This window comes from Agromyces larvae, assembly GCF_022811705.1.
GTDB lineage: Bacteria > Actinomycetota > Actinomycetes > Actinomycetales > Microbacteriaceae > Agromyces > Agromyces larvae.
This window is the reverse complement of the sequence record NZ_CP094528.1, coordinates 2145375-2159844: the sequence shown is the minus strand read 5'-3', so window position 1 is coordinate 2159844 and position 14470 is coordinate 2145375. Positions and strand designations below refer to the sequence as shown.

The window sequence follows — 14470 nt, the reverse complement described above, 5'->3', positions numbered from 1 at the left end:
ATCTCCTGAGAGGGGTCGGGCCTTCGGGCCCGGCCCCTTTCGGCGTCTGCGGATCCGGAGAGGATCTCGCATTCCGTGACATTGCCGTGCGAGGTCGGTAACGTCGAACGCGACGTCGAATTGGGGGAACTCGATGTTCGCACCACTGCACACGCCTGCGGCCGACTCGACCCGACGCTCATCCGACGGCGTCAGTTGGGCGCGGGGCGTGGCGGCCACGGTGTTCGCGCTCGTGCTCGCCGTCGCGCCGGCCGCCACCGTGAGCGCGCTCGACGGCTCGGATGCCGAAGGCAGCCCGAGCACGACGAACGCGCCGTCGGAACCGGGGGATCCGCCGGTGGCGGAGGGCGAACCTGCGCCCGGGGCATCCGGGGAACCTGCGCCCGAGGCATCCGATGATGCAGCGCCCGAGTCATCCGGACAACCGGCACCCGAGGCATCCGGTGACGTCGCGCCCGAGGCATCCGAACCGTCCGCCGGAGCGGAGCCGCCCGAGGCATCCGTCCCCGCCGAACCCGCTGCGCAGCCCGCGTCCGCCGTCCCCGCCCTCGCGGCTGCGGCCATCGCTCCCGAGGCACTGGTCGGCTTCGACGACGCCGTGGTGGCCGATGCGCTCGCGATCGCGTGGTTCGGCGAGACCGACCCCGGCACGCGCCTGACCTTCCTGGCGGCGCTCGCGCAGGCGCCGGCCGGTGCGACGATCCACATCGACAACGCGCTGGGAACCGCGTTCCGCTTCACGACGGCGGCATTCGCCCGGTCCCAGCCGGTGACGATCGATGCCGCGCAGCAGACGCAGCTCTTCTTCGCGCGGCTGAACTTCACCGGTGACGCGCTGACGTTCACGCCGAACATCGTCCTCACCCCGACGGCCAACACCCAGATCATGGTGAACGTGACGTCGGCCGCGCCGCCGACGATCACCGGGCTGCAGGTCGCCAACGACCCGGTGACGCCGCGCACGGGCGGAACCGCGGTGCACCTGAACGCGACCAGCGGGGCGACCGTCGCGGGGCTCACGACCCTCGGGATCGCCACGGGCGCGAACCTCGCCACCTCGAGCGGCGCGACCGTGACCGGCGCCTCGATCACGGGCGCGACGAACGGCATCATCACCACGGCGGGCAACGCGAACGCCGGGGCTCAGGTGGCCGGTGCGGTGATCGAGGCGGCGACGCTCGGCATCTCGCTGGGCGCGACGACGGGGGCGTCGATCATCGGGTCGACGATCACGGGTGCGGCGAACGGCATCAATCTGCTGAACTCGAGCGGCGCGACGATCACCGACACCACGCTCACCGGGGTCACGAACGGCATCATCACGATGGCCGGCAACGCCGGTCAGGGCGCGCAGGTGAGCGGGGTCGTGATCGAGGCGGCGACGCTGGGCATCTCGCTGGGCGCGACGATAGGGGCATCCATCACCGGCTCGTCGATCACGGGTGCGGTGAACGGCATCACCCTGGTGAACTCGAGCGGCGCGACGATCACCGACACCACCATCACCGGTGTCACCAACGGCATCACCACCACGGCCGCGAATGCCGGTCAGGGCATGCAGGTGACCGGGGTCGTGATCGAGGCGGCGACGCTGGGCATCTCGCTCGGCGCGACGACGGGAGCGACGTTCACCGACGTGGAGATCATCCGATTCGGCGATCCGACCACCAACGTCGGGATCTCCGGCATCAACGTGAACAACGCGCGTGACGTCACCATCGTGGATGCGACGGTGCAGGGCTTCCGCAGCGCGGTCTGGGTCGCGAACACGAACAACGCCGCACCGCTCGCGATCACCGGCGGCGAGTTCGACGGATTCGTCACCGGCATCAGCACCGGATCGACCGTTGACGCGGTCGTCACGGATGTCACCGTGCGGGGACGGACCAATGCCAACGGTGTGATCGCGACGATCGCCGTCGAGGTCTCGCCGACGGTGTCGCCGTCGGGCTCGGCGACCGTGACCGGGCTTGTGGCCGAGGGCGTCCGCAGCGGCGTGGTCGTCCCGGTCGCCAACACCTCGACCGGCATCCGCGTCGAGGACAGCGAGATCACGATCGCGCCCGGCACCTCGGGGTTCGGGGTCAACCTCGGCGGTGCGAGCCAACCGGTCGTGCAGGATGTGACCGTCGTCGGCCCGGGAACCGCGCCCACGAACACCGGCATCACGACGGCGCGTTCGAACGGTGCGACCATCGACCGTGTCGATGTCAGCGCGCTCACCAACGGCATCTCCTCGACACGGGTCGCGGGGTTCCCAGCGGACCGGCTGGCCGGCCCCACGATCACGAACGCGACGATCACCGACGTCGTGGTCGGTGTGTACTTCGGCCAGACCGACGGCGCGGTGCTCCGCGACAGCGTCATCACGGGGAGCGGCGACGCGGTGTTCGGCCACGAGAACGAGAACGTCACCGTCGAGCGGGTCTCCTACACCAGCACGGGCGGTTCGCCGGGGCTCTGCCCCTCGGGCCAGAACAGCACCGTGCGGTTCTACTACACGAACGGGCTGACGGTGAGCGAGGTGACCGGCGCAGGCGCGAGTCAGGGGCTCTACCTCGACATGACCACCGACGTCGTGGCCGAACACCTCGAGTTCTCGGGGATGACCTGCTGGGCGCTCGCCTACGCGGAGGGTGCGACCGGGGTCGTGATCCGCGACGCGTTCGTGCACGACAATCTGGGCGGCATCGCGAACTTCACCATGAACCCCACGTCGACGCCTCCCGATCTGCGGATCGTGAGCAGCGACATCCTGATCGAGGACAGCACGTTCGCCACCACGCCCGTCGGCATTCACCTTCCGCTCGGCGCGTTCGACTTCACGTTCCGGAACAACACCGTGAGCGGCGCGCTGAGCCACGTCATCACCGCGCAGCCGGCGCACGACGTGACCGTCGAGGGGAACCGCATCGACTTCACCGCGCCCGGTGCCGACCCGGCCGTCCCGCCGGCGACCCCGCAGGCGGCGATCCTCGTGACGACGACCTGGTTCAACCTCGACACGCAGTCGGCGTCGAACTCGGGCATCAGCGTGGTCGACAACGTGTTCACCGGGGACGGGCCGTTCGTCGGCGTGGGCTCGGTGAGCGCCACCGATCTCGGCACCCCGCTCGCACCGCCGAATCCGAGCGCCCAGCGCACGCTTCGCGACACCGTCGAGGTGTCGGGCAACGTCTTCCCGACCGACTCCACCGCGATCGTCACGGTCGCCAACGCCGAGCAGGGCGAAGACGCCGACGCGACGAACGACCTGGTCGACGGCGTCGTGGCCGTCGATGCTCGCGACGGGAACGACTGGGGTTCCGAGTGCGGGCCGCGCGAGACGGTGACCGGGTACGACGGCGGCGGGGCGTACATCCATCCGGTGGCTGCGACGCAGGTGCTGTATCCCCAGCTGTGCGACGGGGAGCCCGCCATCGAGGTGAGCGGCATCCCGCACTGCACGCCGACCGGCGGCTTTTTCGACTACCGCATCGAGCTGACCGGCTACAGCGAGGCGCCTGCCGAGCCCATCGCGCTCATCTGGTGGAGCGACGAGACCTTCCTCGCACGCGATGCCACGATCGACCCGACCGACATCGACGCGCTACTGGCCGACGGGGCGTTCGGTGTGGAGCACATCTCCGTGCCGCCCGACTGGGCGCCGGGACAGGCGATCACCGGCACCATCGGCATCCCGATGTTCTTCCACGACCACCTCGACGTGCTGCCGACCGTCGAGGCGCGCATCAATCCATCCGATGCGTTCCGGTTCCCGCAGCCCGACCTCGCGTCCGAGCCGTGCGCGGCGGCGACGGCCGGTCCCGGCGAGGTCAGGGGCGTCGCGGTGACCGGGTTCGACGCGGGTGGCGCCATCACGTTCGCCCTCGCCGTCCTCGGTGCCGGAACCTTGCTCATCATCGGGCGTCGGAACGCCCTCCGGCAAGGGGTCCACCGGCGGGCGCTTCCGGTCTCGAGGCCGTGATGTGCTGACAAAGCTTCAAGTGTGGGGTTAGTCTTCGGAGCAGGGTGTCGTTCGGGGGGAGCGGCGAGTGACAGGAACGCAGAACCGAAAGGCACGGGCAGGTGCGCGCTCGCGCGCTCGCGTCCGAGCACTGGCGCTGGCGACCGTTCTCGCGCTGGTCGGGGGTTTCGTGGTGGTCGCGTCGGTCGCGGGGGATTCGGCCGCACCGCCCGCCGCCGCCGAACCGCCGGAGCCGCCGAGCGATCCGCCGCTCCTCGATCCGCCCGTGCCCTTCGATCCGAACGACGCGACGGTGCGCGTCTTCGTCGGCTCCGACCGGCTTGCGAACGGTACCGGCGAGTCACCGCTGGCCGGGGTCACCCTGGCGCTCTCGAATACGCAGGGCGGGACGCTGCTCGGTCCGGACTGGGCGAAGTGCGTCTCGCAGCCCGACGGCTACTGCACGTTCAACGTCCCGATCGGGGGCGGCGGCGTCCCCCAGTACACGTACCTGTGGGTGCGGCAGACGGAGTCGCCGCCGAACTACTTCATGAACGAGCGGTTCGGAACCGGCAGCACCGGGGCGACCGACTCGTCGTACACCTTCCCGACGCCGCGGCTGCGGGCCGGAGCCGTCTACGAGAGCGGGAGTGCGTACACCGGGACCACTCCGGGCGGCGCACAGCCGTCCGCCGCCTTCATGTCGCTCACGGGCGAGACGGCCACCGAGGCGCGATCCTCGAGCGGCGTCTGGCAGGTCTCGCGCAACAACCCCGCGCCGGTCGCGAAGTGCGGCGCCAACGTCGCCGTGGTCATCGACCTGTCGGCATCGGTGAATCCGTCGCTGCCCGACCTGAAAGCCGCCGCGAGTCAGACCGTCCAGGCGCTCGTCGGCACGCCGTCGTCGGTGGCGCTGTTCACCTTCGGCACCAATGCTCCCCGGCAGCCGGGCGAGAACCTGCCGCTCACGCCGGTCTCGACGCAGGCCGGCGCGAACACCGTCATCGCCAAGATCAACGGCTACCCGGCGCTGACCAATCAGGGCACGAACTGGGACCGTGGCCTGGCCCAGGTCGGCACCGGCTTCGACGTCGTGATCGTGATCACCGACGGCAATCCGACCTTCTCCGAGCCGGGTGCGGTCGGACCCGGTGCGACGACGCGGTTCAAGGAGCTCGAGAACGGCATCTTCTCCGCAAACCGCGTCAAAGCCGGGGTCAACTCCACCGGTGCGGTCGGTCAGCGCATCATCGCGGTCGGCGTCGGCGCCGCCCTCGACTCAGCGACCGCCCGGCGGAACCTCGCCGCGATCTCGGGGCCGGTCCCGTATCCGACGCTCGGGTTCGACTACATCGCGACGCCCGATTACGGAACGGCGGGGCAGATCATGCGGGCGCTCGCTCGGGCCGAGTGCCCCGGTTCGGTGAGCATCATCAAGCGCGTCGTCCGGCCGGGCGGCACGATCGCGGATGCGCCCACCGCCGGAGGCTGGACCTTCGACGCGTCTGCCGTCGGCGGCACGCTCAACCAGCCCACCGCGGTCACCGACAACGACACCGGCGGTGTCAACTTCGCGATCGACTACGCCGAGGGTGTGGACGTCGCACGGTTCACCGCGGCCGAGCGGATCGGCGATAAACCCGGCTACTCGCTCATCCCGGTGGGCGGGCGGAACGCGACCTGCACGACGCTGGACGGCGCACCGGTGACGGTGACGAACGCCGCCACGGGAACCGGCTTCTCGATCGACGTGAACAAGCTCGACCAGATCACCTGCACGGTCTACAACCAGGCTCCCGACACCTCGGCCGCGCTCATCGTGAACAAGTTCTGGACCATCAACGGCGGGCCCCGTATCGCCGAGACGAACCAGCCGAGCGGTCTGAGTGCCGCGCTCACCGTGAACGGAGCCCCCACCGCGTGGGGGAGCGCGACCAGTGGATACTCGGTCTCGCAGAGCCCGGTCGTCGCCGAGACACGGGACACCACCCTGCCGGAGTGCGAGTTCACGGGCGCGACGATCGGACGCCCGGGCGGCCCGACGTCGCCGTTCGAAGACTCGCAGGCCGTGCCGCTCACGGTCGGCAGCAACGTCTACGAGATCGTGAACAACTACGACTGCTCGGCGAGGCTGACCCTGCACAAGGCCATGCGGAACGGGCCGGGAGACCCCACTGCCTGGCAGCTGCACGCGGCGCTCGCCCCTGAGAATCCCGAGAACCCGCTTCCGCCGAATCCGATCCCCGGTTTCGACGGCCGGACCGGGGTGACCGGCGAGGTCACGCCGGGCGTCGAGTACCTGCTTTCCGAGTCGGGCGGCGATCCGAGATACATCCCGAACGGCTTCGAGAGTCCGGATGTCACGCCGGGCGCGATCGGCTCGTGGGACTGCGAGTTCGTGCATCCCGACGGGTCGCGCACGCCCACCACGGACGGTTCCGACGGCGACGTGACCATCGGCATCGGCCTGCACCTGGAATGCTCCCTCGACAATCTGACGGCTGCGCTGACGCTCAGCAAGACCGTGATCAACGACAATTTCGGCACGGCCGTGCCGTCGGACTTCAGGTTGCGCGCCGTGCCCGTCGGTCCGCTTCCGCTTCCGGCGGGGGTCGACACGGTCGAAGTCGAGGGCAGTGAGGCGGGTGTGCTCACCTGGATCCGGCCCTACATCGAGTACGAACTTCAAGAGACGACCGTGCCGGGGTACGAGAGCACCCGCATCGAGTGCATCAACAACCAGGGCGACTGGGAGGAGATGGTCAGGTTCACCCCGGCCCGCCTGGCCAACATCCAGTGCCGGTTCACGAACGACGACCTCCCGGCGAACATCATCATCACGAAGGAGGCGGTGGGCTTCGGCACGTCGGATACGCGTTCCTATGGCTTCAACGGGACGTGGGCCGACGGTGGGAGCTTTACGATCGACGCGCCGGGAGACGGCACCCTGACCGATGAGGTCTTCGAGAACGTCGCACCCGGCAACTATTCAGTCGAGGAGGTGACGGATCCCGATTCGGTGCTGACGGCGCTGTCCTGCAACATCCAGGGTAGAGATGAGCTGTTCGACACCGCCGATCGTCGAGCCGAGTTCACTCTCGTCGCGGGCGACACGGTGCAGTGCTTCTTCACGAACGCGGCGGCCGGCACGATCCAGATCATCAAGCTCACCGAACCGTTCAACTTCGGGGGGGTCCCGTTCCCCTTCACGTTCACCGGCGCCAACGGGCAGCAGGAGTTCGACCTGTTCGGCGCGCCGTCGCAGGACACCTCGCGCAGTTTCAATCAGCTGCCGGCGGGCACCTACGTGATCGACGAGCAACTCCCACCAGGGTGGCGCCTCGCCGACATCGAATGCGGCGCGAACGAAGGCGAGGTTTGGGAGCCGAACATACCCGGGGGCAGCGTCACCATCCATCTGCCTGTGGGCGGCGCCGTAACGTGCTTCTACACCAACAGCGCACTCCCGCCCACCGGCACGATCGTGAAGAACGTCACGGAGGGGCCTGACCGCGAGTTCAACTTCACGCTCCAGCCGCTGCCGAGCGGCACCCCGACCCTGTACAGGGTCACGACGAGCAGCGGCACCGGTACCACGACTCTGCCGCTCGACGCACTCGAAATCAACCAGCGGTACTCGCTCACCGAGACCGTGCCGGGCGGGTGGACCCTCGAGAGCCTGGTGTGCAAGGTCACCGCCGCCGACGGTACCGAGACGACGTTGGACGGGCCCGAGTTCTCGGTCGGCCCCGGTGGCAGCGTCGTCTGCACCGCTGACGACGCTGCGAATCCGGCCACCGGCACGATCACGAAGACCGCGCTGGGCCGCGACGGCACCTTCACCTTCCTCATCGACACCGTGCCGCCGACCCAGGCGTTCGAGCCGATCGTCATCACGACGACCGGTCAGACCGGCGCGGCGAACCTCCCGCCGCTCACCGCAGGACAGACGTACAGCCTCGTCGAACAGCCGATCGCGGGCTGGGCCGCCAGTCCCCTGCGGTGCACGCAGCGTCCTCCAGGGGGCACCGCTGCGCCCATCAACGCGGCGGGCTTCGTCGCGGTCCCCGGCGGGGTCATCAACTGCGCCGCCGACAACACCGCGCTCCCGCTGGTGGCCAAGACGGTCGCCTCCGCGGTTCCCGAGAGCGGCGACACCTGGGTCGTGACCTACTCGCTGACGGTGACGAACCCGACGATCCAGAACCTCACCTACGATCTCGCGGACGGGCTCGGCTTCCCGGAAGGCGTCGAGGTCCTCTCGGCGAGCGCGACGAACGATGCCGGCGTCGACACCTCGGGGTGGGACGGCACGCCCGGCGCCGAACTCGCGAGGGGGGTGCCGATCGTCGGCGCCCCGACGGGTTCGGCGACCGTGCACACGTACACGATCACGGTGCGCGCGCGGATCGGCTCGAGCTTCTCCCTCGATGACCGTACCTGCACGGCAGAGGGCGGCGGCTTCTTCAACGGGGCATCGATGACGCACAACGGCATCCCGTACCCCGCGGAGGCGTGCGCCGACATCGCGGTCTCGCGGCTGACGCTGCACAAGGTCGTCGAGAACGGCGACTCCGGCAAGACGGGGACGCCGGCGGATTGGGAGCTGATCGCGACCCCGCAGGAGATCCCGGCCCAGGGCACCGTCCGCGGCAACGGCGGCAACGGCGTCGAGCAGGTCGCGGTGCTGCCGGGCTCGTACGTGCTGAGCGAGGAGTCGGAGCAGACCGGGTACCTCCCGGGCGCGTGGAGCTGCGACGGCGGCGTGCTCGACGGCGACACGCTCGTCCTCGAGGACGGCGCCGCCGCATCCTGCGAGATCGTGAACACCGCGGTGGCGCTCACGGTCGACAAGACGCACGACGAGCTTCCGGACGGCTCGGTCGAGTCGGGCTCGGGCGAGCCGGTCACGTACCGCGTGACCGTGTCGAACACCGGGGCGGCGGTGCCCGACGTCGTCGTCACCGACGACCTGCCGACGGGGCTCGCGCTCGATCCGGCGAGCATCGTCGCACCGGACGGCTGGGATGTCTCGGGCTCGACGCCGACCCGATTCACCGCGAGCTACACGCTCGGTGCGCTGCCGGCGGGGGAGTACGCGTTCAGTTACGTCGCGATCGTCGGCGACATCCCGCAGCCCGACTCGTCCGTGCCGATCGGCCCGCTCGTGAACACGGCGTGCATCGGTACGCCCGACCCCCTCGCGTGCGATGACGACGACGTGCCCGTCGCGAGCGTGGCGCAGACCCTGTCGGCGTTCTGCCGTGCCGATGCCGCGTACGCCGCCTGGACGGTCACGCCGTCGGAGGTCGGCGAATCCCCGACCGTCGTGCTCATCTGGTGGCCGGCCGCCGCCTACGAGAACCGCGACCCGTCGATCCCGGCGTCGGATCCCGATGCGATCCTCGCGGACGGTGCGGTCCGGGTCGATCGGGTCGCGGTGCCCGCGGGCTGGACGAGCGGCACCCCGATCGCGGGCGAGTCCCTGTGGCCGGGAACGGTGCTCGATGCGAGCGGCACCGGGATCGGCTGGCCCGGATGGCGGCAGCAGGCCGACGGAACCTGGGTGAAGGATGCCTCGGCCCCGTACTTCTCCGTCGCCGAGAGTGCGGTCGTGGAAGTGCGGGTGAACCCGTCGGTTTCGGCCACGCTGCCGTACCCCGCCATGGAGACGGACGCGTGCGCGACGCGGCCGCGCACGCAGGTTCCGGTCACGGGCGCGGATGTCGCCGGATGGCTCATGCTCGCGACGCTGCTCCTGGCCGCCGGGCTGGGGGTTCGAGCGGCGAGCGGGGGACGCCGCCGGCGGGCATGAGCTCGCGGCATCCTGCGACCTCGCTGGGAGTCGGGTGCGCGCGACACGCCCGGGTTGCAGCAGTGTGCCGGCTATGGCAAACTTGATGAGTTCAACATTCCGTTGGGCGTGCTCCTGCGCGCCGGGCGGATCACTGCCAGGCAGTGCATAACCACCGAATCCACGCGATCGGGTCAGGTTAGGCCGCGGGCAGCAGAACCGACAACCGACACCACGAACGCACGGGCTGCGTGTATTCACGCTGGCCGTGCGTTCCGCGCGGGCGACACGCCCGGGCGCGTGGGTCGGGGCTCGAAGGTCGAGCGTGTCGAGGCCATCGCGGCTGTGTTCCTACAGAGCAGCGGGGTGCCTTCGACAGGCTCGATCAACAGCCGTTGACATGAGAACAGTGGTGCTCCACCGGAAGTGCGCTGCATGACTTGGGACACCCGGCGTCCGATGCCCTCGGAAGGGGTATGACGCCTTGACAGAGAGAGAGTCCGAGATGGCGGGACAGAAGATCCGCATTCGACTGAAGTCGTATGACCACGAGGTCATCGACACCTCGGCGCGCAAGATCGTCGACACGGTGACCCGCGCGGGCGCCACGGTCGTCGGCCCCGTGCCGCTTCCGACCGAGAAGAACGTGGTGTGCGTCATCCGTTCGCCCCACAAGTACAAGGACAGCCGCGAGCACTTCGAGATGCGCACCCACAAGCGTCTCATCGACATCGTGGACCCGACGCCGAAGGCCGTCGACTCGCTGATGCGCCTCGACCTCCCGGCCGACGTCAACATCGAGATCAAGCTCTGAGGTATCTGATGTCCACCGCTACCAAGAACGTGAAGGGTCTGCTCGGCACCAAGCTCGGCATGACCCAGGTGTGGGACGAGAACAACAAGCTCATCCCCGTGACCGTCATCGAGATCGCTCCGAACGTGGTCACCCAGATCCGCTCCGTCGAGAAGGACGGCTACACCGCCGTCCAGATCGCCGCCGGCGCGATCGACCCCCGCAAGGTCACCCAGCCGCTCCAGGGCCACTTCCGCGAGGCGGGCGTCACCCCGCGCCGTCACCTCGCCGAGGTCCGCACCGCCGACGCCGCGAACTACGAGCGCGGCCAGGAGCTCACCGTCGAGGGCACCTTCGAGGCCGGCCAGCTGGTCGACGTCGTCGGCACCTCGAAGGGCAAGGGCTTCGCCGGTGTCATGAAGCGCCACAACTTCAAGGGCGTCTCCGCTTCGCACGGTTCGCACCGCAACCACCGCAAGCCCGGTTCGATCGGCGCGTCCTCGACGCCCAGCCGCGTGTTCAAGGGCATGCGCATGGCCGGTCGCATGGGTGGCGAGCGCGTCACCGTCCTCAACCTCCGCGTGCACGCGGTCGACGCCGAGAAGGGCCTGCTGCTCGTCAAGGGCGCCGTCCCCGGTGCGCGCGGCCGTCTCGTGTTCGTCCGCAACGCTGTGAAGGGGGCGTAGTCCATGGCTACCGCCAACACCATCGACGTCCTCGACGCGACCGGCAAGAAGTCCGGCACGATCGAGCTGCCCGCCGAGATCTTCGACGTGCAGACCAACGTCCCGCTGATCCACCAGGTCGTCACCGCCCAGCTCGCCGCCGCGCGCCAGGGCACGCACAAGACGAAGAACCGCGGCGAGGTCTCGGGCGCGGGCCGCAAGCCCTTCAAGCAGAAGGGCACCGGCCGTTCGCGCCAGGGCTCGATCCGCGCACCTGAGCACACCGGCGGTGGCATCGTCCACGGCCCGCAGCCGCGCGACTACTCGCAGCGCACCCCCAAGAAGATGATCGCCGCGGCGCTGCTCGGCACGCTGAGCGACCGCGCCCGCGCCGGCCGCATCCACGCGGTCGAGGCCTTCTTCCAGGGCGAGACCCCGAAGACCAAGGACGCGGTCGCCCTGCTCGCGCAGGTGGCCCCGGCCAAGCGCTTCCTGGTCGTGCTCTCGCGCGACGAGGAGCTCTCGGAGCGCGCCGTGCGCAACATCCAGTCGGCGCACGTCCTGCTGGTCGACCAGCTCAACGCCTACGACGTGGTCGTCTCCGACGACATCGTCTTCAGCAAGGCGGCCCTCGAGGTGTTCATCGCCGCGAAGTCGCCCAAGAAGGAAGAGGTCTCCGCATGAGCGCCGCGCACAACAAGGACCCGCGCGACATCATCATCGCGCCCGTCGTCTCGGAGAAGAGCTACGGCCTGATCGACGAGGGCAAGTACACGTTCGTCGTGGACCCCCGTTCGAACAAGACCGAGATCAAGCTCGCCATCGAGAAGATCTTCAAGGTCGAGGTCGCCTCGGTCAACACCCTGAACCGTCAGGGCAAGACCCGCCGCACCCGCTTCGGCATCGGCAAGCGCAAGGACACCAAGCGCGCGATCGTGACCCTCAAGTCCGGTTCCATCGACATCTTCACCGCTGTCGGCTAAGGGGCAGAGAGAAACATGGCTATTCGCAAGTACAAGCCCACGACCCCGGGTCGTCGCGGTTCCTCGGTCGCCGATTTCGCCGAGATCACCCGGTCGACCCCTGAGAAGTCGCTCCTGAAGCCGCTGTCGAAGACCGGTGGCCGCAACAACCAGGGTCGCATCACCACCCGCCACATCGGCGGCGGCCACAAGCGCCAGTACCGCGTCATCGACTTCCGTCGCAACGACAAGGACGGCGTGCCCGCCAAGGTCGCGCACATCGAGTACGACCCGAACCGCACCGCGCGCATCGCGCTGCTGCACTTCGCCGACGGCACCAAGCGCTACATCCTCGCGCCGAACAAGCTGTCGCAGGGCGACACGGTCGAGTCGGGCGCCAACGCCGACATCAAGCCGGGCAACAACCTGCCGCTGCGCAACATCCCCACGGGTACCGTCATCCACGCCATCGAGCTCCGCCCCGGCGGCGGCGCGAAGATGGCCCGCTCGGCGGGCGCCTCGGTGCGCCTCGTCGCGAAGGACGGCCCCTACGCGCAGCTCCGTCTGCCGTCGGGCGAGATCCGCAACGTCGACGCGCGCTGCCGCGCGACCGTCGGCGAGGTCGGCAACGCCGAGCAGTCGAACATCAACTGGGGCAAGGCCGGCCGCAAGCGCTGGAAGGGCGTGCGCCCGACCGTCCGCGGTGTCGCGATGAACCCGATCGACCACCCGCACGGTGGTGGTGAGGGCAAGACCTCCGGTGGTCGCCACCCGGTCAGCCCCTGGGGTCAGGCCGAAGGCCGCACGCGTCGCCCCAACAAGGAAAGCGACAAGCTCATCGTCCGTCGTCGCACCGTCGGCAAGAAGCGCAAGTAGGAGTAAGAGAAGATGCCTCGCAGTCTCAAGAAGGGCCCCTTCGTCGACGAGCACCTGCTTCGCAAGGTCGTCGGTCAGAACGAAGCCGGTACGAAGAACGTCATCAAGACCTGGTCGCGCCGTTCGATGATCATCCCGGCGATGCTGGGTCACACGATCGCCGTGCACGACGGTCGCAAGCACATCCCGGTGTTCGTCACCGAGACCATGGTGGGCCACAAGCTCGGCGAGTTCGCGCCCACCCGCACCTTCCGTGGACACGTGAAGGACGACAAGAAGGGCCGCCGCCGCTGACCGCGGTGGTGTGAAGGAGGAAGAAATGGTGGAGTCGATCGCCCGCGTGCGACACATCCGCGTCACCCCCATGAAGGCTCGCCGCGTCGTCGACCTGATCCGCGGCAAGCAGGCTCAGGAGGCGCTCGCCATCCTGAAGTTCGCACCCCAGGGTGCGAGCGAGCCGGTGTACAAGCTCGTCGCCTCGGCCATCGCGAACGCTCGCGTCAAGGCCGATGCCACGAACACCTACCTGGACGAGCAGGACCTCTACATCAAGCGCGCATTCGTCGACGAGGGCACCACCCTCAAGCGTTTCCAGCCGCGCGCGCAGGGTCGTGCCTTCCGCATCAACAAGCGCACGAGCCACATCACCGTGGTCCTCGCCACGCCCGAGGAGGGTACGAAGTAATGGGTCAGAAGGTCAACCCGTACGGCTTCCGTCTCGGCATCACCACCGACCACGTGTCGCGGTGGTTCTCCGACTCGACGAAGCCCGGTCAGCGCTACGCCGACTACCTGGCCGAGGACGTGCGCATCCGCAAGATGCTGCAGACGTCGCTCGACCGCGCCGGCGTGAGCCGCATCGAGATCGAGCGCACCCGCGACCGTGTCCGCGTGGACATCCACACGGCGCGCCCGGGCATCGTGATCGGTCGCCGCGGCGCCGAGGCCGAGCGCATCCGCGCCGACCTCGAGAAGCTCACCGGCAAGCAGATCCAGCTCAACATCCTCGAGGTGAAGAACCCCGAGGCCGACGCCCAGCTCGTCGCGCAGGGCATCGCCGAGCAGCTCTCGGCTCGTGTGGCGTTCCGCCGCGCGATGCGCAAGGGTCTGCAGGGCGCGCAGCGCGCCGGCGCCAAGGGCGTCCGGATCCAGGTGTCGGGTCGTCTCGGCGGCGCCGAGATGAGCCGCTCGGAGTTCTACCGCGAGGGTCGTGTGCCGCTGCACACGCTGCGCGCGAACATCGACTACGGCTTCTACGAGGCCAAGACCACCTTCGGCCGCATCGGCGTGAAGGTCTGGATCTACAAGGGCGACATCACGAACAAGGAGCTCGCGCGCGAGCAGGCGGCCCAGAAGCCGTCGCGCGACCGCGACCGTCCCCGCCGCGACCGCGCCCCGAAGGCCGAGCCGGCGACCGCAGGAGTTGAGGCGTAA

10 protein-coding genes are annotated in these 14470 nt (G+C 69.1%); all 10 read left to right on the top strand.

Annotation, left to right across the window (positions count from 1 at the left end):
* The first annotated feature begins 133 nt into the window (after positions 1 to 133).
* A complete protein-coding gene (locus tag MTO99_RS10525; protein ID WP_243553564.1) occupies positions 134 to 3967 on the top strand; it encodes a beta strand repeat-containing protein in 3834 nt (1277 codons plus the stop codon).
* Between the two features lie 265 nt (positions 3968 to 4232).
* The gene (locus MTO99_RS10520; RefSeq protein ID WP_243553563.1) at positions 4233 to 9761 is read left to right on the top strand and encodes a prealbumin-like fold domain-containing protein; all 5529 of its coding nucleotides are present in this window, start codon (positions 4233 to 4235) and stop codon (positions 9759 to 9761) included.
* Positions 9762 to 10245: 484 nt separating this feature from the next.
* Complete coding sequence (gene rpsJ, locus MTO99_RS10515; protein ID WP_017201594.1) at positions 10246 to 10554, top strand: 30S ribosomal protein S10; 309 nt, start codon at positions 10246 to 10248, stop codon at positions 10552 to 10554.
* An 8-nt stretch (positions 10555 to 10562) separates the two neighbouring features.
* Positions 10563 to 11219, top strand: coding sequence for a 50S ribosomal protein L3 (rplC, locus tag MTO99_RS10510; protein WP_243553562.1), 657 nt, complete (start codon positions 10563 to 10565; stop codon positions 11217 to 11219).
* Positions 11220 to 11222: 3 nt separating this feature from the next.
* Positions 11223 to 11882 carry a 50S ribosomal protein L4 gene (gene rplD, locus MTO99_RS10505; RefSeq protein ID WP_243553561.1) on the top strand — a complete coding sequence of 220 codons (660 nt, stop codon included), beginning with the start codon at positions 11223 to 11225 and terminating at the stop codon, positions 11880 to 11882.
* Positions 11879 to 12181 (top strand): 50S ribosomal protein L23, encoded by a 303-nt coding sequence (rplW, locus tag MTO99_RS10500; protein WP_243553560.1) that lies wholly within the window; start codon positions 11879 to 11881, stop codon positions 12179 to 12181. Before rplD ends, rplW begins: the two co-directional genes overlap by 4 nt.
* 15 nt (positions 12182 to 12196) lie before the next feature.
* A complete protein-coding gene (gene rplB / locus MTO99_RS10495) occupies positions 12197 to 13036 on the top strand; it encodes a 50S ribosomal protein L2 (protein ID WP_243553559.1) in 840 nt (279 codons plus the stop codon).
* A gap of 12 nt (positions 13037 to 13048) precedes the next feature.
* The gene (gene rpsS, locus MTO99_RS10490; protein WP_149161168.1) at positions 13049 to 13330 is read left to right on the top strand and encodes a 30S ribosomal protein S19; all 282 of its coding nucleotides are present in this window, start codon (positions 13049 to 13051) and stop codon (positions 13328 to 13330) included.
* 25 nt (positions 13331 to 13355) lie between these two features.
* The gene (rplV, locus tag MTO99_RS10485; RefSeq protein ID WP_243553558.1) at positions 13356 to 13721 is read left to right on the top strand and encodes a 50S ribosomal protein L22; all 366 of its coding nucleotides are present in this window, start codon (positions 13356 to 13358) and stop codon (positions 13719 to 13721) included.
* Complete coding sequence (rpsC, locus tag MTO99_RS10480) at positions 13721 to 14470, top strand: 30S ribosomal protein S3 (protein WP_243553557.1); 750 nt, start codon at positions 13721 to 13723, stop codon at positions 14468 to 14470. Before rplV ends, rpsC begins: the two co-directional genes overlap by 1 nt.